29 protein-coding genes are annotated in these 24821 nt (G+C 62.9%); 15 read left to right on the top strand and 14 right to left on the bottom strand.

The features are described 5' to 3' along the window. The first annotated feature begins 14 nt into the window (after nucleotides 1–14). The 3 genes from P5703_RS13450 (at nucleotide 15) to rpoS (ending at nucleotide 2930) form a co-directional block, all read left to right on the top strand. Nucleotides 15–950 carry a polyprenyl-phosphate transporter gene (locus P5703_RS13450; RefSeq protein WP_285587404.1) on the top strand — a complete coding sequence of 312 codons (936 nt, stop codon included), beginning with the start codon at nucleotides 15–17 and terminating at the stop codon, nucleotides 948–950. Between the two features lie 67 nt (nucleotides 951–1017). Next, complete coding sequence (locus P5703_RS13445) at nucleotides 1018–1833, top strand: peptidoglycan DD-metalloendopeptidase family protein (protein WP_013982356.1); 816 nt, start codon at nucleotides 1018–1020, stop codon at nucleotides 1831–1833. A 98-nt stretch (nucleotides 1834–1931) separates the two neighbouring features. Further along, nucleotides 1932–2930: an RNA polymerase sigma factor RpoS gene (gene rpoS, locus P5703_RS13440; protein ID WP_013982357.1), complete on the top strand. Its 999-nt coding sequence runs from the start codon at nucleotides 1932–1934 to the stop codon at nucleotides 2928–2930. Between the two features lie 479 nt (nucleotides 2931–3409). Here rpoS and P5703_RS13435 read toward each other — a convergent pair whose 3' ends face one another. Continuing rightward, nucleotides 3410–4612, bottom strand: coding sequence for an ISL3 family transposase (locus P5703_RS13435; RefSeq protein ID WP_003282047.1), 1203 nt, complete (start codon nucleotides 4610–4612; stop codon nucleotides 3410–3412). 181 nt (nucleotides 4613–4793) lie between these two features. Between P5703_RS13435 and P5703_RS13430 the strand changes: the two genes are divergently transcribed. After that, nucleotides 4794–4931, top strand: a complete 138-nt coding sequence (locus P5703_RS13430; RefSeq protein WP_013982358.1) for a hypothetical protein — start codon at nucleotides 4794–4796, stop codon at nucleotides 4929–4931. Nucleotides 4932–4935: 4 nt separating this feature from the next. On the opposite strand, the gene P5703_RS13425 is transcribed toward P5703_RS13430, so the two are convergent. After that, nucleotides 4936–5796: a GNAT family N-acetyltransferase gene (locus P5703_RS13425; RefSeq protein ID WP_279641979.1), complete on the bottom strand. Its 861-nt coding sequence runs from the start codon at nucleotides 5794–5796 to the stop codon at nucleotides 4936–4938. A 155-nt stretch (nucleotides 5797–5951) separates the two neighbouring features. On the opposite strand from P5703_RS13425, the gene P5703_RS13420 reads away from it, so the two are divergent. After that, nucleotides 5952–7889: a sodium:solute symporter family protein gene (locus P5703_RS13420; protein ID WP_017245780.1), complete on the top strand. Its 1938-nt coding sequence runs from the start codon at nucleotides 5952–5954 to the stop codon at nucleotides 7887–7889. Nucleotides 7890–8195: 306 nt separating this feature from the next. Beyond that, nucleotides 8196–8672 carry a hypothetical protein gene (locus tag P5703_RS13415; protein ID WP_011912739.1) on the top strand — a complete coding sequence of 159 codons (477 nt, stop codon included), beginning with the start codon at nucleotides 8196–8198 and terminating at the stop codon, nucleotides 8670–8672. Between the two features lie 66 nt (nucleotides 8673–8738). On the opposite strand, the gene P5703_RS13410 is transcribed toward P5703_RS13415, so the two are convergent. The 3 genes from P5703_RS13410 to P5703_RS13400 form a co-directional block, all read right to left on the bottom strand. Continuing rightward, nucleotides 8739–9530, bottom strand: coding sequence for an SIR2 family protein (locus P5703_RS13410; RefSeq protein ID WP_011912740.1), 792 nt, complete (start codon nucleotides 9528–9530; stop codon nucleotides 8739–8741). A gap of 6 nt (nucleotides 9531–9536) precedes the next feature. Next, entirely contained in the window at nucleotides 9537–10085 is a 549-nt protein-coding gene (locus P5703_RS13405; protein WP_013982362.1) for a non-canonical purine NTP pyrophosphatase, read from the bottom strand. Nucleotides 10086–10328: 243 nt separating this feature from the next. Next, nucleotides 10329–10769 carry a group II truncated hemoglobin gene (locus P5703_RS13400; RefSeq protein WP_013982363.1) on the bottom strand — a complete coding sequence of 147 codons (441 nt, stop codon included), beginning with the start codon at nucleotides 10767–10769 and terminating at the stop codon, nucleotides 10329–10331. Nucleotides 10770–10902: 133 nt separating this feature from the next. Between P5703_RS13400 and P5703_RS13395 the strand changes: the two genes are divergently transcribed. Continuing rightward, complete coding sequence (locus P5703_RS13395) at nucleotides 10903–11334, top strand: universal stress protein (protein ID WP_014596319.1); 432 nt, start codon at nucleotides 10903–10905, stop codon at nucleotides 11332–11334. A 23-nt stretch (nucleotides 11335–11357) separates the two neighbouring features. On the opposite strand, the gene P5703_RS13390 is transcribed toward P5703_RS13395, so the two are convergent. Next, a complete protein-coding gene (locus tag P5703_RS13390; RefSeq protein WP_011912744.1) occupies nucleotides 11358–11702 on the bottom strand; it encodes a YajD family HNH nuclease in 345 nt (114 codons plus the stop codon). Nucleotides 11703–11800: 98 nt separating this feature from the next. Further along, complete coding sequence (locus P5703_RS13385; protein WP_011912745.1) at nucleotides 11801–12499, bottom strand: YebC/PmpR family DNA-binding transcriptional regulator; 699 nt, start codon at nucleotides 12497–12499, stop codon at nucleotides 11801–11803. A 201-nt stretch (nucleotides 12500–12700) separates the two neighbouring features. On the opposite strand from P5703_RS13385, the gene P5703_RS13380 reads away from it, so the two are divergent. Beyond that, nucleotides 12701–13585 carry an O-acetylserine/cysteine exporter gene (locus P5703_RS13380; RefSeq protein WP_019407112.1) on the top strand — a complete coding sequence of 295 codons (885 nt, stop codon included), beginning with the start codon at nucleotides 12701–12703 and terminating at the stop codon, nucleotides 13583–13585. A 38-nt stretch (nucleotides 13586–13623) separates the two neighbouring features. Here P5703_RS13380 and P5703_RS13375 read toward each other — a convergent pair whose 3' ends face one another. The 3 genes from P5703_RS13375 to P5703_RS13365 all read right to left on the bottom strand — a co-directional run bounded on the left by P5703_RS13375 (nucleotide 13624) and on the right by P5703_RS13365 (nucleotide 14882). Continuing rightward, entirely contained in the window at nucleotides 13624–13758 is a 135-nt protein-coding gene (locus P5703_RS13375) for a hypothetical protein (protein WP_013982366.1), read from the bottom strand. A 237-nt stretch (nucleotides 13759–13995) separates the two neighbouring features. Beyond that, the gene (locus tag P5703_RS13370) at nucleotides 13996–14685 is read right to left on the bottom strand and encodes an MOSC domain-containing protein (RefSeq protein WP_285587396.1); all 690 of its coding nucleotides are present in this window, start codon (nucleotides 14683–14685) and stop codon (nucleotides 13996–13998) included. 8 nt (nucleotides 14686–14693) lie between these two features. Further along, nucleotides 14694–14882: a hypothetical protein gene (locus P5703_RS13365; RefSeq protein WP_013982368.1), complete on the bottom strand. Its 189-nt coding sequence runs from the start codon at nucleotides 14880–14882 to the stop codon at nucleotides 14694–14696. Between the two features lie 106 nt (nucleotides 14883–14988). Here P5703_RS13365 and dgt point away from each other — a divergent pair, with 106 nt between their 5' ends. Together dgt and P5703_RS13355 are read left to right on the top strand one after the other, a co-directional pair. Next, nucleotides 14989–16485 (top strand): dGTPase, encoded by a 1497-nt coding sequence (gene dgt, locus P5703_RS13360; protein ID WP_285587392.1) that lies wholly within the window; start codon nucleotides 14989–14991, stop codon nucleotides 16483–16485. 303 nt (nucleotides 16486–16788) lie between these two features. Next, nucleotides 16789–17997 carry an ammonium transporter gene (locus P5703_RS13355; RefSeq protein WP_285587389.1) on the top strand — a complete coding sequence of 403 codons (1209 nt, stop codon included), beginning with the start codon at nucleotides 16789–16791 and terminating at the stop codon, nucleotides 17995–17997. 26 nt (nucleotides 17998–18023) lie between these two features. Here P5703_RS13355 and P5703_RS13350 read toward each other — a convergent pair whose 3' ends face one another. Beyond that, nucleotides 18024–18956: a 2-hydroxyacid dehydrogenase gene (locus tag P5703_RS13350; RefSeq protein ID WP_285587386.1), complete on the bottom strand. Its 933-nt coding sequence runs from the start codon at nucleotides 18954–18956 to the stop codon at nucleotides 18024–18026. Nucleotides 18957–19072: 116 nt separating this feature from the next. On the opposite strand from P5703_RS13350, the gene P5703_RS13345 reads away from it, so the two are divergent. Continuing rightward, on the top strand, nucleotides 19073–19309 hold the full coding sequence (locus P5703_RS13345) for a DUF2789 domain-containing protein (RefSeq protein ID WP_011912753.1): 237 nt from the start codon (nucleotides 19073–19075) through the stop codon (nucleotides 19307–19309). A 47-nt stretch (nucleotides 19310–19356) separates the two neighbouring features. Here the strand turns inward: P5703_RS13345 and P5703_RS13340 are convergent, their stop codons facing one another. Then, nucleotides 19357–19752, bottom strand: coding sequence for a DUF3597 domain-containing protein (locus P5703_RS13340; RefSeq protein ID WP_279641976.1), 396 nt, complete (start codon nucleotides 19750–19752; stop codon nucleotides 19357–19359). 182 nt (nucleotides 19753–19934) lie between these two features. Here P5703_RS13340 and P5703_RS13335 point away from each other — a divergent pair, with 182 nt between their 5' ends. The 3 genes from P5703_RS13335 (at nucleotide 19935) to P5703_RS13325 (ending at nucleotide 21893) form a co-directional block, all read left to right on the top strand. Beyond that, nucleotides 19935–20738, top strand: coding sequence for an inositol monophosphatase family protein (locus P5703_RS13335; RefSeq protein ID WP_279641975.1), 804 nt, complete (start codon nucleotides 19935–19937; stop codon nucleotides 20736–20738). A 176-nt stretch (nucleotides 20739–20914) separates the two neighbouring features. Beyond that, the gene (locus P5703_RS13330; protein WP_013982374.1) at nucleotides 20915–21175 is read left to right on the top strand and encodes a hypothetical protein; all 261 of its coding nucleotides are present in this window, start codon (nucleotides 20915–20917) and stop codon (nucleotides 21173–21175) included. A 304-nt stretch (nucleotides 21176–21479) separates the two neighbouring features. Further along, nucleotides 21480–21893, top strand: a complete 414-nt coding sequence (locus P5703_RS13325) for an HPF/RaiA family ribosome-associated protein (protein WP_011912757.1) — start codon at nucleotides 21480–21482, stop codon at nucleotides 21891–21893. Between the two features lie 42 nt (nucleotides 21894–21935). Here P5703_RS13325 and P5703_RS13320 read toward each other — a convergent pair whose 3' ends face one another. Both P5703_RS13320 and P5703_RS13315 read right to left on the bottom strand, forming a co-directional pair. Continuing rightward, nucleotides 21936–22397 (bottom strand): DUF3597 domain-containing protein, encoded by a 462-nt coding sequence (locus P5703_RS13320; RefSeq protein ID WP_125459719.1) that lies wholly within the window; start codon nucleotides 22395–22397, stop codon nucleotides 21936–21938. An 80-nt stretch (nucleotides 22398–22477) separates the two neighbouring features. Further along, on the bottom strand, nucleotides 22478–22846 hold the full coding sequence (locus P5703_RS13315) for a SpoIIAA family protein (protein ID WP_011912758.1): 369 nt from the start codon (nucleotides 22844–22846) through the stop codon (nucleotides 22478–22480). 297 nt (nucleotides 22847–23143) lie between these two features. Between P5703_RS13315 and P5703_RS13310 the strand changes: the two genes are divergently transcribed. After that, nucleotides 23144–24739, top strand: a complete 1596-nt coding sequence (locus tag P5703_RS13310) for a methyl-accepting chemotaxis protein (protein ID WP_041755435.1) — start codon at nucleotides 23144–23146, stop codon at nucleotides 24737–24739. The last annotated feature ends 82 nt before the right edge of the window (nucleotides 24740–24821 follow it).

Below are 24821 nucleotides of genomic sequence, written 5' to 3'. Positions count from 1 at the left end.
CAGCGGAAGGAAGCATGAAAGACGCTTTTTTGTTGTACGCCAAAGGCATGGCGATGGGTGCTGCGGATGTGGTGCCCGGTGTCTCCGGCGGTACCGTGGCGTTCATCACCGGTATCTACGATGAGCTGCTGCGCTCCATCAGCGCAGTGCCCTACGCGGTCGGCCCGTTGCTGCGGGGGCGCTTCGCCGAGGCCTGGAAAACCGCCAACGCAAGCTTCCTGCTGGTGCTGTTCGCGGGCATTCTGACCAGCATCCTAAGCCTCGCCAGGCTGATCACCTATCTTCTGGAAGCGCATCCGATTCCCGTCTGGTCCTTCTTCTTCGGGCTGATCCTGGTTTCGGTCCATCTGGTGGGCAAGGAAATCCAGCGCCGCAACCTGTCGCGCCTGGTGAGCTTCTGCCTGGGCATCGGTTTCGCCTACTGGATCACCGTGGCTGCGCCGGTGCAATGGGGCAGCAGCAGCCTGAGCCTGTTCTTCGCCGGCGCCATCGCCATCTGCGCGATGATCCTGCCGGGCATTTCCGGCAGTTTCATCCTGGTGCTGCTGGGCTTGTACCCGGTGGTTCTGGGGGCGGTGAAGAGTTTCGATCTTGGCGTGATGGCGATCTTCGCCGCCGGGTGTCTGGTAGGCTTGCTCAGCTTCGCCAAGTTCCTCAGCTGGCTGCTCAAGCGCTGGCGGGACCTGACCCTGGCGTTTCTTACCGGCTTGATGCTCGGCTCGCTGAACAAGGTCTGGCCGTGGAAGGAAACGCTGACCTGGCGCACCAACTCCAGTGGCGAGAACGTTCCGGTCCTGCAGCAGAACCTGCTGCCCGGCGCCTATGGCGATCTGACCGACCAGGACCCGCAGCTGCTGCTGGCGGTGCTGCTGGCGGTGGCAGGTATCGTGCTGGTCCTGGGGCTTGAGTGGTTTGCCGGCCGGCGTCAGCCGATGACCGAAGGCGTCTGACGCACTTGTCTATGAAAGGGAGCGGGCATTGAGGCTCACAGCAGTACCGCGGTGGATGCGCGACCCCATGGTCCGTTCGATGCTCGGCGTTCTGGTGATAGCCGGAACGCTGGTCGGTTGTGCGTCATCGCCTCAGGGTGGCGGCGTACAGGTCGTCGACCGCAACCAGCGTGACAAGGTCACCAGCGGCCAGTACATCGTGCGGCGCGGCGATACACTCTGGTCCATCGCGTTCCGTTTCGGCTGGGACTGGCGCGAGCTGGCGCGGGTGAACGGCATTCAGCCGCCGCACGTCATCTACCCTGGGCAGAAGATCCGCTTCGACGGCGGCGCTTCGCGTGTCGCCTCCGCCGCGCCGCGACCGGCGCCTCAGCCAGCCCCAGCACCTGCGCCAACCAGCCCGGTGGTAGTGGCCACGCCGGTGCCGCGTCAGCCTGCCATTACCACACCCGCCAGCCCGCCGCCTGCCGCTCCGCCGGCAAGCACTCCGGTTACGCCGGTTGCCCGCTCGGCAAGCGGTTGGGCATGGCCGGCGAACGGCACGATAATCGGTCGTTTTTCCTCAAACGGTAGTTTGAATAAAGGAATTGATATCGCTGGGGAATTAGGACAGCCTGTTCTGGCTGCTTCTGATGGGACTGTTGTGTACGCCGGCAGTGGATTACGGGGTTACGGCGAACTTGTGATCATCAAGCACAGCGATACCTATGTAAGCGCCTACGGACACAACCGCAGGCTGCTGGTGCGGGAGGGCCAACAAGTCAAGGCTGGGCAAAGTATTGCCGAGATGGGATCGACGGGAACCGACCGGGTGAAGCTGCATTTCGAAATTCGTCGCCAGGGTAAACCCGTAGACCCGCTGCAATATCTGCCAAGACGTTGACCTGTCGCCTGCCTGTTCCAGCACTAGGTTAGGCTTGAGCGTAGCCAGGGACCCGCGTCGCTTGGGCCTGTTGTCGAACTCGGAACAGGACAAGAATAATGGCACTTAAAGACCAAGCGCTGGAGTTTGACGTCGACGATGCGGTTCTGCTCATGGAAACGCCCATCCACTTCGACCAGAAAGACAAAGTGACCAAGGCTGCCTCTGCAGGCAGACCCAAGGCCGCATCCAGCACCAGACAGCACAAGTTCATCGACTACAACCGGGCCCTGGATGCAACCCAGTTGTACCTCAACGAAATCGGTTTCTCCCCCCTCCTGACCCCCGAAGAGGAAGTGCACTTCGCGCGCCTTGCGCAGAAAGGCGATCCGGCGGGGCGCAAGCGCATGATCGAAAGCAACCTGCGACTGGTGGTGAAAATCGCCAGGCGCTATGTCAACCGCGGCCTGTCCCTGCTGGATCTGGTCGAGGAGGGCAACCTGGGGCTGATCCGCGCAGTGGAGAAATTCGACCCGGAACGTGGTTTCCGCTTCTCTACCTATGCGACCTGGTGGATCCGGCAAACCATCGAGCGGGCCATCATGAACCAGACCCGCACGATTCGCCTGCCTATCCATGTGGTGAAGGAGCTGAATGTCTATCTGCGGGCGGCTCGCGAGCTGACCCAGAAGCTCGATCACGAACCCAGCCCTGAGGAAATCGCCAACCTGCTCGAGAAGCCGGTCGGCGAAGTCAAGCGCATGCTGGGCCTGAATGAGCGGGTCACCTCGGTGGATGTCTCGCTTGGCCCGGATACCGACAAAACCCTGCTCGACACGCTGACGGACGACCGGCCCACTGATCCATGCGAGCTGTTGCTGGATGATGATCTGTCCAACAGCATCGACCAGTGGCTGTCAGACCTTTCGGAAAAGCAGCGCGAGGTGGTTATCCGCCGCTTCGGCCTGCGGGGCCACGAAGCTTCGACACTCGAGGAGGTGGGCCAGGAAATCGGTCTGACCCGTGAGCGGGTGCGCCAGATCCAGGTCGAAGCGCTGCGGCGTCTGCGCGAAATACTGGAGCGAAACGGCTTGTCGAGCGACGCGCTGTTCCAGTGACACCAACGGTACGCCGGGGCCTGGTTTCCGGGCCCCGGCGTTACCCTGTGCCTCCTCTGATCCCGCCGCTCTTATCCGGCTCCGTCCTCGAATGGCATCACTCCATAGGGTTAATCCATTCTCGGGGCGATTTCCTGAATCTCTCATTCGTGTGTAAGCATTTGCTTACACGCTCTGTAAGCAAAGCCCAAGAGTGCGTGCTGACAAACGACGATTCCGTTGTTGATAGTTTTTTAACTCATTGATTTGGATGAGTTTGTTTTCGTTGGTCGTGTATCGTCCGCGGCCCTGCGCGAGTGTGTCGCAGCTTGCTGCGCAAAAGGCTTCCATTAATATCGCTCCCGCGCTCAGGGATTAGCGCGGCCCTCAGGACGAGGGTCAGGACCATCGCAGGACGCGATGTCATCCAGGACGATGAGAAGGGATACAGGGAACAGGGAAGGAGGCGGGCGGGGTCAACCCCGCCCCTTTTTTTGGGTTCATCGCGCTTTCCCGGGGAAGGCGGCCTTGATTTTCAGGAAGAAGTACTCCGAGTCCCGGAATCCATAGGCCATGCGCTTGATTACCTTGATGCGGTTGTTAACACCCTCAAGGACGCTGGTATGCATGTGGAAGTGAGCACTGGCAAGGATGCCTCGCGCGTATTTGCGCAGGTTGCGAGCGAAGCGTTGCAGCGGCGCGAGGTCGCTCTCGCGAGCATGTCGCAGCCAGGTTCGCCAGCGTCGCCAACCCTCTCGTACGCTGGGGGCGTACCAAACATCCTTCAGCGCATCCTTGAGCACATAGACCGTAGCCAACGGCTGGTTGGCAGCAAGCAGCTCCTGTAACTGCACGGCCTGTCCGTCCTTCAGGTTGTCGCGGTTGCGCAGCAGCAGCCAACGACTCTGCTTGACCGCCTTTCGTGCCGGCTTGTCTTCGCGCAGAAGGTTGGCCTGGTCGACCCGGATTCGGTCGATCACATCCCGACCGTAGCGCGCGACGACGTGAAACAGGTCGTACACCACTTCGGCCTGCGGGCAATGCTTCTTCACCTCCAGGTCGAAAGCCGTGTTCATGTCCATGGCCACCGCCTCAATCTGCTGGCAGTGCTCGCCGAGCAATTCAAAGAACGGGCGGATCGCCTCACGGCTGTTGCCGTGGCCGACCCACAGCACCCGTGTTCGCTCGGCGTCCATGATGACCGTGGCATAGCGATGCCCCTTGTGCAGGGCGAACTCGTCCATCACCAGGCGGCGGACACCGCTTGAATAGAAGGTACCTACCTCGGCTTGCAGGCGGCGCTTGTCGAGCGTCTTGAGGGTGTGCCAGTGCAGGCCGGTGAGCTGGCTGACGTGGCTGATCGGCAGCAGCCGCAGCAAGCTTTCGAGCCAGACCTGTAACCGCCGGGTCAGGCGAGATGCAGGCTCCAGCCAGTCGATCCGCTCGGTCACCCGACCACAGTTCAGGCAATCGACTCGGCGCACGGGTAGTTGAAGCAAGACGCGCTGATCGAACAGATCACGATCGCGCACCAGACGAATTCGGCGCTCGTGAATCAACGGACTGAGCTGACCACAACGCCCGCACTTGGGCACTGAACCGGCTTGAGGCTCGAGCTCAATCAGAAGGGAGTTGTTGGCGGATGAACGGCAGGCAACGGCGTCATAGCCTGGCCAGAACGAGGCAAGATCAATAGGATGCACGGCGACAGCAGGGACAGGTGAAGGGTGTGTTTGGCGACTGCCAATTTACCTGCTTCCCTGACTGTCAACTCGCTCTTCCCCCAGAGTCCGCGAAGAACCTTTTTTTGCCCGCCGGAAACTCCAGCTGAACCCAGTGGCAGTGGCACGGCCTAAGGTGAACAGCCCATCAGCGGAGGAACCTATGAACGGCGAACAGCACAACGATCAGCCAACCAAAGAGCGGGACGACGTGGTTCGTCGGCCGGATGAAGCGGACGAGGATCAGCTCGATGAGGCGATCGAGGAAACCTTTCCCGCCAGCGATCCGATCTCGCCCTGATTTCCTACCTGGCCCGCGTCGCGGATTGGCTCTCGGCTTGCGCCGCGCGGGCCAGCAGCGCGGGCATGATGTGCCTGCGTAGCAGCGGCGCGATGTCCTCGCGCTCGCATGGCGCAAGCGCCAACCATCCCAGTTCTTCCAGTTCGGCCTGCACGGTGACGGCACGAGGCAGCCGCGCCATGAACACGTCTGCCTCGACCTGATGGCCCGGCTCGTTGGCGGCCGGCGCCTGGAAGTGCCCGAGCGGCTGGAAATCGGCTTCTGCGAGTTGTAGGTCGAGCTCTTCGTGCAGCTCGCGTCTCAACGTGTCCAGCGGACGCTCGCCTCTTTCCGCCTTGCCACCGGGCAGCATGAAAAAGCGGGTCCCTCGTTTGCGTACCACCAGCACCCGGCCTTGTTCATCGAACAGGCAGGCAACGGCGATTGTCAGGGTCGCGACGGGCATAGGCTCTATCCTTCGGTCATTGAGTAGCGCAATCAGCGTCTTGGTGCGTCGATAGCGGGCGAGACGCTCGGCCAGCGTATCCGGTAGCTGGTCCGCGACACCAAAGCCCAGACGCGTATAGAAAGGCAACAGTTCGGGCTTGCAGAACAGCCAGACCGGCCCCGCGCTGGCGGCCAGTGCCTCGCGCACCAGTCGTGCACCGATTCCGCGATTGCGTTCCGGCGGGGTTACCAGCAGCCCGGTCAGGAAATGCCCGTGGGCGACGGGCGTCAGGCATAGACCCGCCAGGATGCCGCCCCGCCTGGCGACCCAGCAGACCGCTTCGGCGCGCACCCGGTTACGGCTGTTATGCGCTCGATAGAATCTCACCAGCAGCGGTTGCAGGGCTTGTGGAAGCGGCGAAAAGTCGAGAGCGGGCATGGCCAACCGGGCTGTTTGCGGAGCCCGCTAGTCTAGCGTCTGGGCCGCCGGCGCCAAACTTTCTTCGCCGGTGTGTGCCGTTTGTCCGTTCGCTGCATCTTTTCCGTCGTCGAGGTGTTCTCACCCTTAGCACCTCCAACGACAGGAATAACAACATGTTGGACCTACTGATTGTGCTCGCCTTCGTCTTCTACGGGCTGTCTGCGGGGATGCGAGCGCGCAGCAAAGCCTCTCAGAGTCTGCACGAATACTTCCTTGCCGGACGAACTATCAAGGGTTGGCGGGCCGGCGTATCCATGTCCGCCACCCAATTTGCGGCCGACACGCCGCTGCTGGTCAGTGGACTCGTCGCCACTGCCGGGGTTTTTGCGTTATGGCGGTTGTGGATCTACGGCCTGGCCTTTCTCCTGCTCGCGTGGGTATTCGCGTCTGGCTGGCGGCGCGCCGGCGTGCTTACCGATGCCGAACTCACCCGGGTGCGTTACAGCGGCCCTTCCGTCGTGCCGCTACGGCTGTTCAAGGCGATCTATTACGGCACGGTGATCAACTGTGTCGTCCTGGCGATGGTGCTGGTCGCGGCGATCCGGATCGCCGAGGTGTTCCTGCCCTGGCACGACTGGTTGCCGGGCGGGCTGTACGAAATGATCAAGGGCGTGGTCGAAGCCAGCGGGATACGCCTGGGCGACAGCATCACCGGGCTCGATCAACTGACGACCAGCACCAACAACCTCATTTCGATCGTGCTGATTCTGGTCTTCACCGCCATGTACTCCATCACCGGCGGCTTGCGCGCGGTCGTTCAGACCGACGTCATGCAGTTCAGTGTGGCCATGCTGGGCACGCTGGCTTATGCCTGGTTCGTGGTCGATGCGGCCGGTGGACTCGGGGGGCTGACCGACCGGATCGTCGAGATCTATGGCAGCGAGCAGGCGGCCAAGATGCTTTCATTCTCGCCGCCCAGCAACGCGGGTGAGGCGCTGATGCCATTCCTGGTGATCGTCGGGCTGCAGTGGCTGTTTCAGATGAACTCGGACGGCACCGGCTACCTGGCGCAGCGCAGCATGGCCTGTCCGACCGATCGCGAAGCACGTATCGCCGGTTTGGTGTTCACCTGGCTGCAGATCTTCCTGCGCAGCCTGTTCTGGCTGGCGATCGCCATTGGCCTGCTGGTGCTCTATCCGTTCAGCCCCGAGGAGATGAATGGTGACGGCTTTACGGCCGCCCGCGAGGCGCTGTTCGTCACCGGCATCGACGAGCTGCTGCCGCCGGGCTTCCGCGGCCTGATGCTGGTAGGGCTGCTGGCAGCCCTGGCCTCGACGGTGGATACGCATCTGAACTGGGGCGCCTCGTACTGGAGCAACGACGTCTACGGTGGTGTGGTGGCGCCGAAGCTGCTCAAGCGCAAGCCGAAGGACAAGGAGCTGGTACTGGTGGCGCGACTGTCCAACGTGCTGATTCTGCTGATCGCCATGGTCATCATGGCCAATCTGGGCTCGATCCAGACCGCCTGGTTCATCTCGCTGCTGTTCGGGGCCGGCATGGGGTCGGTGCTGGTGCTGCGCTGGTTGTGGGAGCGGATCAACCTGTATTCCGAACTGACGGCCATGGTGGTGTCGCTGATCACGGCGCCGCTGCTGCTGTATTTCCTTGGGACTGACCCTGAGCGCGAGTGGATACGCCTGGGCATCATGTCATTGGTGACCTGCAGCGCGGCAATTCTGGTGAGCTTCGTCACCCCTGCGACCGATACGCAGACGCTGGATCGCTTCTACCGCAAGGTGCGCCCGTTCGGGTTCTGGGGGCGGACCGCGTCGCGTTGTGGCGTTACCCGCCGTGAATCGCTCAAGGCGCTGGGTGCTCGGTTGTTCGCCGTGGCGGTAACGGCTCTGTCGGTGTACACGCTGTTGATCGGTGTAGGTCGCCTGCTCTTCCCGCAGCCCGACGGCAGCCCGATGTTGGCCTGGATATGTGTGGTGATCGGCCTGGTCTTGATGCCGGTCTGGATGTATCTCGCTTTCAGCCGTTATTTCGATGATCAGCATGAAGAAGAGGCACCCGAACTTCAGGCCGAGCGGCCTGACATGGCAGGTTAAATAGCGGGGCGTTTCGTTACATATATAACGCCCCGTTTTTGAGTTGTGTCATTTTAATAGCACTTGGCGGTAGCGGGTACTGGCGAAACAATATCGTATGTATACATAAAATGATAAGAATCATCGTATTAACGCATTTTTCTCTAGTTTTTGATGAAAAGTAGGTCATTCGTCGATTCTTTGGGCAACCATTGGAATTAGCTGCTTGTCTCACCACTACGCAGTGCTTATTGCGTATTTCAAACAAGCATAAACAGAGGTGCCGTCATGAATCGACTTTTCAAAACTTCCTAAATGGTTGCCGCAATGCTCCCGGCTATTGCCGGTGCGGCGCCGATGGCCGGTGACAAGGAAATCACACTCGGTGGCGCAGGAAGCAGCGACAAGGACTTTGACGATACTGTGTTTTCCGTACAGGGAAGTTGGGGGCAGTATTTGAGCGAATCGTCCTTGTGGGGCGTCCGGCAGACTGTCAATGCGCGGGATACCGAGGGTGAGAGCGTCAAGTTCGATGGCTCGACTCGCGTGTTCTACGACTACCACTTCGGTAACGGCAAGGCGCGGCCTTTCATCGGTGCCAGCATCGGCGGTGTCTACGGTGATCGCGTCGATGAAACCTTCATGGCCGGCCCGGAGATCGGTTTCAAATACTGGGTTCAAGACAAGACGTTCATTACTGCAATGGCGGAATATCAATTCCTGTTCAAGAGCGGCAGTGATGCGCAGGACCGATATGATGACGGCGTATTCCTCTACAGCATCGGTATTGGCTTCAATTACTGATCGAAGCATGCGCGGCGCCTCGTTGGCGTCGCGCAACTTTTTTACTTCCTGTCGCGTATTTTTCTATCAGGCTTCCACCAGTTGCTGCAGGAAATTCCTGAGTGCAATGCCAGGTTCATCATCCTCGGATGCAATCATGCGAATTCCCCATTGGCGCAACACCTCCTCTTGAACCGGATTCGGCTTGTGCGAGAACACATATGAAATAGGGCGCACGCCCAGTGTTTCGTGTTCATTCCATATCTTCGACAGCTTGTGGAAAAGCAATCGGATATTGGTGTCCGACAGGCTGTAGCCGATAAACAGGACGGCCTTGCTCAACGTGTCGGCGCGTAATTTGATATCCAATGGCGTCTCGAATTGCAGCCGTTGGTAATAGCTGGTCTCGTCGAGCACGATCGAGGCGTCGTCATCGAAATCGCCATGAAACTTGACGATCTGCCGGACGCCATCACGCGCCTTGGTGAGGTCGCTGGCATTGGCGATCTTGATGTAGTCCACCGCGTAGGCATCATGGGCATATTCCAGCCAGCGGTCGTAGTTGGTGGTGTAGATCGCCGGAAAACGGCCATGAACGATGAGCCGGTGTATCTCGGAGTCGCGGATTTCGATGTTGCGGTGCCACTCGCGGTCCATCCAGCTGCGTAGTGGACCGATGCTGCCTTTCTTGATCCGGTAGTACTCAGCCAGGGCGAGGAAATTGCCGTAGGTGTTGAAGACCTCCGGGTCATAGTCCAGCTGCACGGCGATCTCGTCGATCAGCTCTTTCCAAGGCGGCAGGCCGATGTTGGCCGACACCCCGGAGCCAACGAAGAGGATCAGTCGATTGTTGCGGTAGGCGTCGCGCAGCTGGTCCATGATGCGTCAGGACTCCCGCAGAAAGGTGACGAAGGCATCCAGCGCGCGACGGCGCATGGACAGGCCGTTCTTCTGCGTGCCCAGCTGCGCGAACGTCTGGTTCTGGCCTTCGGGAATGAACACGTCGTCCCACTCGAAGCCGCCATGGCCGGCCGGCGACGGTGAGATGCGACCCGGCACCACGCCTTCGAAGAAATGTCGCTTGCGCCCATCGCAGTAGCCGATCAGGGTTCGCGCTTCGGCTGCAGGGTCGTCGAGCCTTCCGATCAGCTCGGAAAAGCGCTCGGCCTGCAGGCGGTCCCAGAATATCTGGGTCAGACCGCCGGGAAAGCCGTTGAGGCTGTTGATGAACAGCCCGGTATGCTCGACGAACACCGGCTTGCCGATCATCTTGAACGCCACCAGCAGCTTGTCGCTGACCAGCTGGTAAAGGTCCTCGGTACGCAGTTCTTCGATGCGGATCGGAAAGGGCTTCACCTCGATTCCACTGGGCTCGAGGATCTCGCGAACCTCGCGGATCTTCTGCTGATTGATGGACGCGAAGCGGATTTTCATCGAACGAGCCAGCTCCGGTTGCGCAGCGAATGGATGTCGCGTCGGTATAGCCATGCTTGTATGACGCAAGGGGAAGGGCTCGGTTCTCCTGCGTGGCGGATTTCGCCGCGCAGGCGCGACGCGATCATCGATGCGAACGGCGGTCGAAACGCAAGCCAGGATGATCAGGCGAGGCGCTGGCCGTCCTGTGCAAGGGCATGCCTTCGGTTGTTTGCGTCGGGCCGACCGCCTCGGCCACTGCGTTCAGTTCTGACCTGGGCGGGCAGGGCAGGCGGCCTGCACTTGGCGGATACGCTCGGCCGGCACGCGCAGCTGGCGTAGCAGGTACTCGGAAAAGTCCGGGCTGTAGGGTTGCCTGGCGATCGCCTGCTCCATACAGAACAGCCAGGCATCGCGTTCGGCTTCGCCGACCGGCCAGCGGGTGTGAAATTGCGGGATGCTGATGGCGCCATATTTCTCGGCGTAGCGTTTCGGCCCACCCAACCAGCCGCACAGAAAGCTGGCCAGTCGATCGGCGGCTTCGCTGACGTCCGCTGGGTACATCGCGCGGACGTTCGCGGCCTCGGGCGCTTCGTCCATCACCCGATAGAAATCGGCCACCAGCCGCTGCAGGCCGGCTTCGCCACCGGCTGCCTGGAACGAGGCGTCACCGACGCCGAAAACGGGACGTTGATCGGGATTCATAGTGCGCCTCTGGCTTGGAAACGGGGCGCGGGATGATGCGCGCTTGTGCCAGATCAAGACAAGTGCAAGCAGTGGCCACAACGCCGCGGCAGCTGGTCTAAGCTGAAGACCTACCCAACAGCGGAGACAGGAAATGCGCAGGCTTCTGGTTGCATACGATGGTTCGGACAACTCCAAGCGCGCCCTGCAGTATGTCGTCGATCTGGCCCGGGACACCGGGATGGCGCTGCAGGTCCACGTGGTCAATGTTCAACACGAGCCGATCATCTATGGCGAGTACGTCACCTCGGCCATGATCGACGAGCTCAACAACAGCCTGATGGCCAAATCCCGCAGCGTGCTCGACGAGGCGGCGGCGATGCTCCAGGCCGGTGGGCTGACCTGCGAGACCCACACCCAGCTGGGCAACGTGGCCGAACAGATCAACGATGCGGTCAAGCGGCTGGGCTGTGACACGGTCGTGATGGGCACTCGCGGCCTGGGCAGCTTCACCGGGCTGGTGCTGGGCTCGGTGGCGAGCCGGGTGATCCACGAGGTGTCGGTTCCGGTTCTGCTGGTCAAATAGAAGGAGGCATCCGGCCTGGCCGATCAGCCCTGCTTGCCCTTGAGCAGGTCGGCCAGGTTGGCGAAGGCCTTGAAGGTTTCCTTCGGGCCCAGGTCACTACCGGGCCGGGCTTCGGCCTGGTACTGGTTGTCGGTATAGCGGGAATGCTCGTTGTCGTGACAATAGAGGCACAGCAGCTCCCAGTTGGAGCCGTCTTCGGGATTGTTGTCGTGATTGTGGTCCTTGTGATGGACCGTCAGCTCGCTCAGGCGCTTGCCGGAAAACTCCCGAGCGCACCGCCCGCAGACCCAGGGATACATCTTCAGTGCCTTTTCCCGATAGCCCTGCTCGCGCTGGCTGTAGGGCGTGGTGGGTTTGTTGCTGCTCATGATGAGTACTCGCCGGCTGCTTGGGTTGGTCGGTGACATCCGGTCACGGCGTGGCCGCGAACCGAACGCCAACAGGGCCTAGTAAAGACGATGGGCCATCAGCCCGCCAAGCCGACATAGACGTTCTGCACGTCGTCATGGGCGTCGATGGCCTCGAGGAAGGCTTCGACCTCTTCCAGCTCGGCACCGGACAGACTGACCGGATTCTTGGGTCGATAGCCCAGCTGCGCCGATTGCACGGTGAAGCCGAATTCCGGCAAGGCCTTGCACACGGCATCGAGGTCGGTCGGCTCGGTAATGAACAGCGTGGCGCCATCGTCGGCAGCCTCGAAATCCTGAGCACCAGCCTCGATGGCGGCCATTTCCGGGTCGGCGTCGCCTGCAGGTGCGGCTTCGATCATGCCGACATGGTCGAAATCCCAGCTCACCGACCCGGAAGAGCCCAGCTGGCCCTTGCGAAACAGCACGCGGATCTCGGCAACGGTGCGGTTCACGTTGTCGGTCAGGCATTCGACGATCAGCGGCACCTGATGCGGAGCGAAGCCTTCGTAGAGGGTGCGCTCGTAGTTCACCACCTCGCCGGTCAGGCCGGCGCCTTTCTTGATGGCGCGCTCCAGGGTGTCCTTGGGCATAGAAGCCTTCTTGGCCTGCTCGACCACCAGACGCAGGCGTGGGTTCATGTCCGGGTCGGCACCGCTGCGGGCCGCGATCATGATTTCCTTCGACAGCTTGCCGAAGATCCTGCCCTTGGCGTTCGCCGCCGCTTCCTTATGCTTCGCTTTCCACTGTGCGCCCATGCTCGTACTCGTCTGATGTGAGGGAACCAGGCGCGAATTCTATAGCGTCACCGCGGGTTTCGTCGCCGGTGCTGGGCGAGGATGAGCTTGGACCGATCGACGGCCAAGCCGGACTGTGCCGGCCAATTCGCTGCTCACTGTATGGAGCGGTACAGCCATCGCGCCGCTCTAATGGATGTTTTCGTAACAGGGTGCGTCGTCATGTCGCCTCGGGACCTGCTGCTCGCACTGGTAGTCATCATCGTCTGGGGAATGAACTTCGTGGTCATCATGGTCGGCCTGCACGACGTGCCGCCCATGTTGCTCGGTGCCCTGCGATTCATGCTGGCGGCGGTACCGGCGGTATTCTTCATCAGACGGCCACAGGTGCCGCTGCGCTGGATGCTGGCCTACGGGCTGACCATCTCGCTGGGCCAGTTCGCCTTTCTCTTCACCGCCATGAAGCACGGCATGCCCGCAGGCCTGGCGTCGCTGGTGCTGCAGTCCCAGGCGTTCTTCACGCTGTTCTTCGCTGCGCTGTTTCTCGGCGAGCGCTTGCGCGCGGCCAACCTGCTGGGCCTGTTGATCGCGGCCTGCGGCCTCGCACTGATCGGCGCGCAGAGTGGGCTGGGCATGACCCTTGGCGGATTTCTCCTGACGATCTGTGCCGCCTCGATGTGGGCGCTGGGCAATATCGTCACGCGCAAGGTCGGCAAGGTGAATCTGGTCGGGCTGGTGGTGTGGGGCAGCCTGGTGCCGCCGTTGCCGTTTCTCGGGCTGTCGTTATGGCTGGAAGGCCCGGGCGTGATCGAAGCGGCGCTGCGTGGTATCGGCTGGCAGACGATTCTGGTCCTGGTGTACCTGGCCTTCGGCGCGACCATTCTCGGTTATGGCCTGTGGAGTCGGCTGCTGTCGCGCTATCCGGCCAGCCAGGTGGCGCCGTTTTCGCTCTTGGTGCCGGTGGTGGGGCTGACCTCGGCCAGTATCTTGCTGGGCGAGCGGTTGGCCCTGTTGCAGCTGGCCGGTGCGCTGCTGGTGATGATCGGGCTGGCAGTCAATGTCTGGGGAGGCTGGCTGTTCGGCCGGCTGCGCCTGGCGCGCGTCTGAAAACGCCCGGCATCAGCCGGGCGTTGTGGCGATCAGGCTCAATGGGTGGCGGCGTGGGTGCCGAGCAGTGTGGTGGAACCGCTCTTCTTGTCGCGCTTGGCCATACGTTTTTCCTGTGCCGTTTTCATCGGCTTCTTCTTGCTGTTCTTCTTTGCGTCCATTCCCTTGCTCATGGTGTTCACCTCTGATTGCTGGCTGGACATGTCCTGATGGGCGAAGGCCTGACTGTCGCTGCAGGAGCGATGCCTGTTTCCGGCCTGCCGTCTTCCGTGACTGCTGCAGTATGGCATTGCTGGGCCGCAATGCACGCGTTGCGTTGCTTAGGACTGTTCCCGTTTCGTTGCAAGGCGCGTCGCTGCGCCAAACGGCTCCCGCGCGGCCGCGTACGAAAGGGGAACAGACCCTAGGTATCAGTCGAACAGGCTTCGCTGGTCCCGCTGGCCGCGGAGCACGTCGTAACGCTGGCGAAAGATCGTCCGATAGTGCATGGCCAGAGGCTGCAGCTCGGCAAGTTGCAGCAGGCTGTCTCGCGCCTGGTTCGGATCGAGAAAGCAGCGCCACAGGTAGGCGACGCTTATGTCCGGGTGCGGGCGCTCCAGCAGTTGCAGCGTGTCGCCAGGGCGCACGTGGCCTGGCTCCAGGGTCCGATAAAGCCAGCCGGTGCGGCCACTCGCTGACAGCTCTCGCGCCAGACCGCGCATGCCGTGTCGGGTGTCCAGGCGCACGCAGGGCGAGCGCGGCTGACTCACCTCGATCAGCGCATCGCCCCAGCGCAGGCGATCACCGATGCACAGCTGCGCTTCGTTCAGCCCTTCGCTACCCAGATTCTCGCCGAAGGCGCCGAGCCCCAGCTGCGTGCGCAGCGGCGCAAAGCGCTGCGCCCAATAGAGGTAATGTTGCGTCGGGTAATGGCACAGGGCACGGTCCGGCCCGCCATGAAAACGCCGCTCGGCGACCCGGTCGCCCTGCAGGCCATCCCGGCCCAGCCAGAGCGGGCCGTCTGCCGGTTGCTTGTCCATCGCGGTCGCCTTGCGGCTGCCCGGCAGTGGGGTGAACGCATGGCACAGCAGTGGACCGCTAACGGTCCAGGACGCAGCCATTTTATCGCTCAAGGTTGGGCCAGACGTTCGAGTTCACGACGGACCATCGAGGCGTATTCCGGCGGGCTCAGGCGATACAGCTCGCCGGCGACCCAATCCAGCCAGCGAGCGCCCAGAATGGCGCGCTGTTCGATCAAACGTTGGGCTTCGGCACTGGCTCGTTCGGCGTTGCGGTGGTGGAAGTCGGCACGACTCACGGCTGGTCTCCGTCGCGATGTTCTGGCTGGCAGGTGGGGGGCGATGGTAAACCCGGAACGCTCGCGTTAGGCTCCGGGGCTGTTTGTCGCGCCATGAGAACGATGCATGTCCGAGCCCGTGAACTTCAAGCACAAGATTTCCCGTCAACGTCCTTACGGCAAGGCCGAGCCCGGCCTGCGTGCCAGCGAGGGCAATCTGGGCGCGGTCATCGACCAGTTGGAAAGCGATCGCGGGCGCATCATCAATTCCGCGGCGGTGCGCCGCCTGCAGCAGAAGACGCAGGTCTTCCCGCTGGAGCGCAATGCCGCAGTGCGCAGCCGCCTGACCCATTCGCTGGAGGTGCAGCAGACCGGCCGCTTCATCGTCCGTACGCTCTACAAGCAGCTTGGCAGCCGTGCCGCGGCGTTCGGCTTGGATGGGCTGGAGACGGCACTGGAGAGCCTGGTAGAGATGACCTGCCTGATGCATGACATCGGCAATCCGCCATTCGGCCATTTCGGTGAATACGCCATCGGCGAATGGTTCGAGCGCCACCTGGATGAACTGTTCGCCGCTGCCGTGCCGCCAGGGCAGGGCGACACCGGGCTACGCCAGCGCATGCTCGATGACCTCAACCACTTCGAGGGCAACGCTCAGGCGATTCGTCTGGTGGTCTCGCTGCAGCGCCTGAACCTGACCTACACCCAGACCGCCGGCCTGCTCAAATACGTCCGCCCGGCCTACATGCCGCGACCGGACAAAGGCACGCCGGGCGCCTATCTGCAGAAAAAGCCCGGCTTCTACCTCTCCGAAGAACCCTTCGTGCGGGCCTTGCAGGCGGCCCTCCAGATGCAGCCCTGCACGCGCCACCCGCTGGCCTACGTGATGGAGGCGGCGGACGACATTGCCTACTGCCTGGCTGACATCGAGGATTCGGTGGAGAAGGGCATCTTCAGCATCGAGCAGCTGGCACAGCTGCTGCTGGACAAGTTCGCCCTGCATGGCGACGTCGATGCGCCCGTGCCCGGTCCGGAGCGCAGTTTCCGCAGCATGGTCAGCTACGCCCTGGAGCGGGCCCAGAAGGAGCCGATCAACAAGGCCGGCGAGTTCTTCATCTGGCTGCGGGTGAACATGATCCATCCGCTGGTGCAGCACGCAGCCCGTCAGTTCATCGACAATATCGAAGCGGTGTACCACGGCACGCTGGACCGCGCCCTGCTCGAGGACGACAGCCTGCCCAACGCCATCGTGCAGACCTTCAAGGATGTGGCGATGGACCAGGTGTTCTGTCACCGCGAGGTGGAAACGCTGCAGCTGCAGGGCTATCGCATCCTCCAGGGACTGCTGGACTTCTATGCGCCGTTGCTGCGCGTGCCGGCGCCGGTGTTCGACGCGCTAACCCTGGGCGGCTGTCGCAGCGAGCCGCATCTGCAGATGCTGGCGCGGCGGCTGCCCAATCAGCTGGTCAAGGCCTATCACGAGGCGCTCAAGCCCCATGCCGAGACGTCGGACGATCGCCCGCTGTGGGAGTTCTACTACCGCAACCGCATGCTGCAGGACTTCATCAGCGGCATGACCGACCAGCTTGCCCAGGACGAATATCGCGCGCTGTCGGCGCTCTGAGCCCAGGTCAATCGATGAGGCTGAAGCCGGTCTCGGCAGCGCTCAGCGCTGCGCTTGGTACAGGCATTGCTATGGCTTGGTGCAGCAGTCGTCGTGCAAGCCCCGCAATGGCGCACGATGAAATCCCGGCAGTTCCCATAACCCGTTGAAAACAAAGGTTTCATGGTGCCTCGGCAATTTTACCGAGGTAGGCTCCGGCTGCAGGTGGCGGTAGTCGTCGCGGGCGCGGTGATGCATCTCGGTGCATTCGCACTCTGGCGATTACCGTTTTGGTGCGTATTCCCGCTGAGGCTGTAGTAACCCATGGAAAACCTCAACAGCGCCGTGGAAACCCTGGTCCATGGCTCCAATACCCTGTTCCTCCTGATGGGCGCGGTGATGGTGCTGGCCATGCATGCCGGCTTCGCCTTCCTCGAAGTCGGAACCGTGCGGCTGAAGAACCAGGTCAATGCCCTGTCGAAGATCATCACCGACTTCGCCGTATCGACCCTGGCGTACTTCTTCATCGGCTACTGGATCGCCTATGGCGTGACGTTCATGCAGCCGGCCGATCAGCTGGTGGCCGACCACGGCTATGCCCTGGTGAAGTTCTTCTTCCTGCTGACCTTTGCTGCGGCGATTCCGGCAATCATCTCCGGCGGCATCGCCGAGCGTGCGCGCTTCGGTCCGCAGCTGTGCGCGACGATGTTGATCGTGGCGTTCGTCTATCCGTTCTTCGAAGGGCTGATCTGGAACGGCAATTTCGGTTTCCAGGCCTGGCTGGAGCACCAGTTCGGTGCACCGTTCCATGACTTCGCCGGCTCCGTGGTGGTGCACGCCATGGGCGGATGGCTGGCGTTTGGTGCGGTCATCCTGCTCGGACGTCGCAACGGCCGCTACCGCGACGGCCGGCTGGTGGCCTTTGCCCCGTCGAATATCCCGTTCCTGGCGCTGGGCTCGTGGATTCTCATCGTCGGCTGGTTCGGCTTCAACGTCATGAGTGCGCAGTCCATCGAGGGCATCAGTGGCCTGGTGGCAGTGAACTCGCTGATGGCGATGGTGGGCGGCACCGCCGCGGCCTGGCTGGCCGGCCGCAACGACCCGGGCTTCCTGCACAACGGCCCGCTGGCCGGGCTGGTGGCGGTTTGCGCCGGCTCAGATCTGATGCATCCGGTCGGTGCGCTGGCCACCGGCGCGATTGCCGGGGCGCTGTTCGTCTGGGCGTTCACCGCCACGCAGAACCGCTGGAAAATCGACGACGTGCTGGGTGTATGGCCGCTGCACGGTCTGTGCGGGATCTGGGGCGGCATCGCCTGCGGCATCTTCGGCCAGGCAGCGTTGGGCGGGCTCGGCGGCGTCAGCCTGATCAGCCAGGTGATCGGCAGCGGTCTGGGCATGCTGGTGGCACTGGTTGGTGGCTTCGGCGTCTACGGCCTGCTCAAGCACTCCATGGGCATTCGCCTCAGCCAGGAGGAAGAATTCAACGGGGCGGACCTCTCGATCCATCGCATCGGCGCGCTCAGCCACGACTGAGGCGCTGCGCTGGCGCAAGCCGCGGCTCAATAACCGCGCTTGCGCTGCACCAGATGGCTGATCGGCCGGCCGTCGCGCAGGGCCTGCAGGTTCTGCGCGACGATCAACGCGGCGCTGCGCATGTCCGTCGCCGCGGCGCTATGCGGCAGGACCGTCACGCGCGGATGGCACCAGAACGGATGGTCCGTCGCCAGCGGCTCCTGGCGAAACACATCCAGCACCGCACGATCGAGTTGCCCGCTGTCCAGCGCCTGCAGCAGGTCGGCTTCCACCAGGTGCCGGCCACGGGCGAGGTTGACCAGGGCAGCGCCGCGGCGCATGGCGGCGAAGAACCGTCGGTCCAGCAGATCGGCGGTCTGTGCGGTGAGAGGCAGCAGGTTGATCACGATGTCACTGCGTGCCAGCAGCGGCCACAGCGCTTCCAGGCCGTGCTCCAGCGCCATGCCGGCGATGGCGCCACCGTGCAGATTCCAGCCGGTCACCCGGTAACCCGTTTCCAGCAGCCGCCGCGCGCAGGTCCGGCCCATCTGGCCCATGCCCAGCATGGCTACCTCGATCTCGTCGGCGCGCCGCTGCGGCAGAGGGTACCAGTGGCGATCGCGCTGCTGTTGCGCATAGTCGAAGAAGCGGCGATGCAGCGAAAGCGTTGCCCACAAGGCGGTTTCCGCCATGGCCGCGCTCATGGCCGGGTCGACCATGCGCGCCAGGGGCACGTCCGGCAGGCTGGGATCGTCCAGCAGACGATCGACGCCGGCCCAGAGCGACTGGATCAGGCGCAGCCCGGGCAGGCCTTGCAGGGAGCCTGGCGGCGGATTGGCAACCACGGCGGCGACGATGCGCCCGGCGTTCTGCGTCGGGGCGTGCAGGTGCCAGCGGGCATCGGGCATGGCGCGCTGCAGCTCGACGAGCCAGGCGTCGCGTTCTTCGCTGTCGAAGCTGCCGCAAAACAGTAGGTCCATGGAATGGCTCCAGATGGGCGAAGCGGAACTGTAGTCAGCCGCGGAGTCTCTGAATAGGCACGTCACGGACGGCGCTAGCGCCGTCCGGCCCATTGACCAAGCCCAAGGAGAATCTCATGGAACTGCCCAACAAAGACCTCGGCACCCTGTTCGAACAGCTCGGCCTGGAATCCGATCCTGCCAGCATCGATGCCTTTATCGCCAAGCACGGCCGGTTGCCGGAGGATGTCCGTCTGGCCGATGCCCCGTTCTGGAACGAGTCGCAGCGCGCGTTCCTGCGTGACGAATGGGTCGAGGACGCCGAATGGGCGCCCATCGTCGACGAGCTGAACGTGCGCCTGCACGAGCATTGATCGCCACGCAGGCTGCGGCAGCGACCGCAGCTTGCGCGGGCTGTGGCTCAATCCAGCAGATCGGCCGGCACATTGCCGCCGTTCTCGGCCAGCCGCTTCAGCACGGTCTTGTGCAGCCACAGATTCATCTGCGCCGAATCGCCCATTTTGTCCGCTGGGCAGCCGAGTTCGGTGGCAAGCTCCTTGCGCGCCGGCAGGCTGCTGTCCAGGCCCAGCAGCTTGAGCAGGTCGACGATGGAGGTGCGCCAGTTGAGCTTTTCCGGATGATTGTTGGCCATACCGTCCAGCTTCGCGGCTACGTCTACCTGATCCACGGCAGGCGTCGTGGGTGCGCCGGCACCACCGGTGGACGCTTCCGGCGGGGTAGTGGGGGCGGTGCTGTCCGGCTCGGCGTGCGCCCGGCCGATGCCGATCTTTTCCAGAATCGAACTGAACAAGCCCATGAGGATTCTCCTGTCTGCGTGGATACGTGAGCCTTGGCTCGCAGTTAGGACCGCCGGCGCTTCGATTAGTCGCGCCTCGTCGCTCGTGGCCGGCTACCAGCCGAAGCCGTCGGGCTGCGCACCACTCCTCGTGCTGGGCTTCACGTCCGCCTAGAATGCCGCTTTTGCCCGGGAAATCCGCCATGAGCAACCTCGACATCGACGCCCGCTATGCCTGCGCCAAGAGCCTTGCGCTGGAAGCTGCGCAGCTCGGCATGAGCTATTACCGTCAGCGCGAGACACTGGATGTGGAGCACAAGGGCAGCGATCGCCAGGACGTGGTCAGCATCGCCGACAAGCGCATCGAGGACTTCATTCGCGGGCGGCTCGCCGAACGTTTTCCCGAAGACGGCTTTCTCGGCGAGGAGAGCGGCTCGGCCGGTCTCAAGGCACGCTGCGTCTGGGTCATCGACCCCATCGACGGCACCGCCTGCTTCGTCAACGGCCTGCACAACTGGTGCGTCTCCATCGGCCTGCTGGTGGACGGCGAACCGCACGTCGGCGCGATCGCCGATCCGAATCACGACGAACTCTTCCATGGCTGCCTTGGCCGGGGCGCCTACGTCAACGAGACGCCGCTCAGAACCAGCACCGCGACCCACGTGTGCGAGGGGCTGACCGGCGCCGGAACCTTCCATCCACGCGGCAAGGAACATTTCATTCCGTTTCTGGAGAAACTGCTGGCCGAAGGCGGCATGTTCATCCGCAACGGCTCCGGCGCGCTGATGACCGCCTACGTCGCTGCGGGTCGCCTGATCGGTTACTACGAGACCGAGCTCAAGAGCTGGGACTGCCTGGCCGGGCTGGTGCTGGTGGCCGAAGCGGGTGGCCTGCGCAACGACTTCTTCCGTAACGACGGTCTGCTGCGAGGTAATCCGTATCTGGTGGCGGCGCCCGGGGTATACAGCCAGCTGGCCAAACTGATCGGCCCTGCGCTGGATGCCTGAACCGCGCGTTCGTCGATCGGCGCAGGCGCGGTCGGCAGCCTGTGCTATACCGTTGTGACGCACCGAGGGCCGGCTTATCCGCCTGGCCCGCTCTGAACAGGGGGGAATTCCGGCAGCCATCGGGCCGAGCCAACCTGCGTGATCGATGGCTGCCCGCACATAGCGAGGTAACGATCATGACCATGATGCAATGCACCTACCGCGATCACATCATCACCGCCGAGGTGATGGAATATCCTGGCACCTCCACTCCCTGGGCCGGCGGCTGCCGGATTACCGCCCCCGACGGACACGTCACCCGTCGCCTGCCGCTGCCACTCGAGCATGCGTTCATGGACGAACTGGACAAGGCCCAGCGGCTGTCCATCGCCCACGGCAAGTGGCTGGTGGACCAGCACCTCGACCACGGGCGCGAGCTGTTTCAGAAGGCCGCCTGACCGCTCTTGCTACTGCGCGCCGGACGCCTGCGTTCGGCGCGTTTTTGTTGTCCTGGATCAGGCCGATAGCACTTGGATAGGGCTCAGCGGCCCCTCCGCGCACGAGGCTGCGTGCCGGCATTTTCAGACCCATGCTGGCATTGGCTGCAATTGCGCAGTCTTCCTGAGTGCAACGCCATCACGTCGCATTGCCCAGGAAAGGTTCGGCGACATTTGGCGCATTGCTTAATGATCCAAACGGTGGCATAGCTATCACCAAGCCACCGGCAACGGTGGTGTTCATAAGCGGAAGTAAGGACGACTTATGCAAATCCAGGTTCATAGCGATAACCACATCGAAGGCAGTGCCCGTCTGGCTGATTGGGTCAGTGCCAGTGTGGCAGGCAAGCTGGACCGGTATGACGACGAGCTGACACGTGTCGTCGTGCACCTCAACGACGAAAACGGCGACAAGGCCGGCGCGCATGACAAGCGCTGCCAGATCGAGGCGCGGCCCAAGGGCCTGCAACCCATCTCCGTTACCCACAAGGCTGAATCGTTGGAGCTGGCCATCGACGGCGCGGTCGACAAGCTGAGCAATGCGCTCGCTCACCAGTTCGGCAAGCTGCGCAGCAAGCGCGCCGGCGCCCAGCCGCAGATGATCGACGGTGCCGTAGCCGGTCGTGACGCGCTACTGGAGGAAGATTTCCTCGCGGACGAACTGGTCCGCAATTCATAAGCCCCCGATGAAGGGCCTTCCCTGCGGAAGGCCCTTCGCGCATCAGTGCAGCAGTTCCGGCGGAATGCTTCCGCCATTCTCGGCCAGCTTCTTCATCACCGCGCGGTGCAGCCACATGTTCATCTGCGCCGTATCGGCCATCTGATCGGGCGGGCAGCCCAGCTCGGTGGCAAGCTCCCGGCGCGACTCCAGGCTGCTGTCGAGGCCCAGCAACTTCATCAGGTCGACGATCGAGGTGCGCCAGTTCAGCGTTTCGGGGTGAGCCGCCGCCTTCGCTTCCAGCTGCGCCACCACGTCCACGCCACGGGCGGCGGCAGTCGGCTGGTTCAGATCCCTGTCCGGCCCGAGTGTCGCGTTGGTCGTGGTCGACGGCCGCTCGCTCAGTGTTATTCCTTCGGCGCTGGAGTGGGTGGCGTCAGCCGGCGGCGTGTCGGCCTTGCGCTCCGCTTCGTTGGAGACATCGCCCAGGCCGAGCTTCGCCTTGATCGAATCGAAAAGTCCCATGTCCGTTCTCCGTGCTGTTGGTGTCTGCGTTCGACAACAACCCACGGCGTGCCATTCGTTCCACAGGTCGGTTCGCTCGGTTAGCTGTGTTCGAGCCAGGCGAGGGCTTCGGCTTCCTGATGCAGGTCGAAGGCCTTAATGGTCAGTCCCGGAATCAATGCGCCCTCGACTTCGCTGGCCTTGCGCAACCACTCCTTGCCGGCGATCACCGCACAGCGGTCGAAGCGGCGGATGAAGCGCAGCAGCTGGGGCAGGCGTGACAGCTCCACGCCGACGGCACCCAGGGTCGGCAGATCGAAGTCGCCGATGCGGTAGAGCATGCGGCCGTGGCTGATGCCTTCGGACTTGAACAGCAGGTCGTCCAGCGCGGCGCGCATGGCCTGGCTGTCCAGCTTGCCGGAGAAGTCGATATCGATGCGGTTTTCGCCTCTGCGCGATACCTGAAACATGACGAGTCCCTCTCGGTTCTGTGGGTGGCCGCGATCTCCTCAGACCATAGTCGCTGCGAGGGGATCGAGCCAAAAAAACAGGCGAAACGCGGGCGATTCCATTGACCTGGATCAGCATGCGAGGCGTTGATCCGTGCGTTAGCAAAAGTGCCTGCAGGCCGCGTGGTGCCTGGCTTTCAAGGCGGCGGACCAACGGTATCAAGTTGCTCGCTGGCCGGCCGAGAAACGGAATAACTGCGACGCCAGCGAGTGGCGGCGGCGCGTTCTTTCCTGCTTTTCTGCAGTTGGAATTCCTTCATGACCAGCACTTTGGCGAACGTCATCCAGTCCGTACTGCGCGGGCTGGGCCTACGTACCATCAACCTGCAATTTTTCTTTTCCTACAGCCTGATCTTCCTTTGCGCGGCGCTGACCGCCGGGGTGCTGTTCATGTCCAGCAAGGACGCCAGCCAGATCGACATGGCCGGCGCGCAGCGCATGCTCAGCCAGAAGATGATGAAAGAGGCGCTGCTCGCTGCGCAGGGCATCGGTAGCCCGGCGGATGTCGACAAGACCATTCAGCGCTTCGAGCAATCCCATCGGCTGCTGCTCAACGGCGACAGCGCTCAGGGTATCGTCCGCGTCGAGCTGGCCAGCGCACAGCCGCACCTGCAGCGCGTCGATCAGATCTGGCAGCGCTACCGTCCCGCCGTACAGGCGCTGGCCGCAGGGCAGAGCGCCGATCTGAAGACCCTGGCCGGCGACTCCAACGATATTCTCGCGGCCTCCAACGAAGTGGTGTCGCTGATCTCGGCGCAGGCCAATCGCAGTGCCTCCCAGCAGCTGTGGGTCGCGCTGGGTTCCACCCTGTGCATCCTGCTGCTGGTGGTGCTCGGACGGATCGCCGGCATGAACTGGCTGATGCTGCAGATCGACGAGCTGCGCGGGCGCCTGGAGAAGGTCAGCCAGGGCGATTTTTCCGCGCCGCTGCAGGTGCGTCATGCCGATGACGAGATGGGCAGGATCACCCTGGCCTACAACAGCCTGCTGGGTCAGGTTGGCGAGATGATCCGCGGCGTGCGCCAGGCGGCCGATGACGCTGACGGGCAATGCAAGCACATGGCGAACCTGGCCGGGGACAGCGCGCGCAATGTGGAAGGCCAGCAGGCGGAGATCGATCAGGTCGCTACTGCCATGAATGAAATGCTCGCCACCTCCCAGGAAGTTGCACGCAGCACTGTCGAGGCCGCCAATGCCGCTGACGTCGCCGAGCAGGAGACCAATGCCGGCAGCGCCGTGATGAACGAATCGGTCGGCGCCATCCGCACGCTCAGTGGCCATGTCGATGGCCTGGCGGACGTGATGCAGCAGCTGGTGCTCGACAGCCACGAGATCGGCAAGGTGCTCAACGTGATCAGCGGCATCGCCGAGCAGACCAACCTGCTGGCGCTCAACGCAGCCATCGAGGCAGCACGGGCCGGTGAGCAGGGCCGCGGTTTCGCGGTAGTTGCCGACGAGGTGCGCAGCCTCGCCAGTCGCACCCAGAGTTCGGCCAAGGAGGTCGGCGTGCTGGTCGAGCGTCTGCAGAGCCAGGCCTCGCGCGCCGGGCAGGCCATGGATGCCTCGCGCCAGAGCAGCACCATCACCCTGACGCAGATCGAGGCGGCGCAACATGCGCTGGGCCAGATCGTCGGTGCGGTGCAGACCATTCGTGGCATGACCAATCAGATCGCCACGGCTGCCGAGGAGCAGTCGCAGGTCGCCGAGGACATGAACAAGTCGCTGACGCGCATCGCTCAGGTGGCTGATCAGGCGGCGAGCGTCACGCACGATACCGCGGCATCTGGCAATACCATCATGCAGAGCATGAATGGGCTCAAGACGCTGACGGGGCGTTTCCGCCTACAGGCGTGACAGGAAGGTGAGGCGGGGAGGTGCGGCGGATAGCGCACCGCTCGGTGCGAGTGCCCCCGCGCATGGACGCGCGGGGACAGGG

This window comes from Stutzerimonas sp. FeSN7, assembly GCF_030263795.1.
Taxonomy (GTDB): Bacteria; Pseudomonadota; Gammaproteobacteria; order Pseudomonadales; family Pseudomonadaceae; genus Stutzerimonas; species Stutzerimonas stutzeri.
This window is presented reverse-complemented; position numbering and strand designations above follow the sequence as displayed.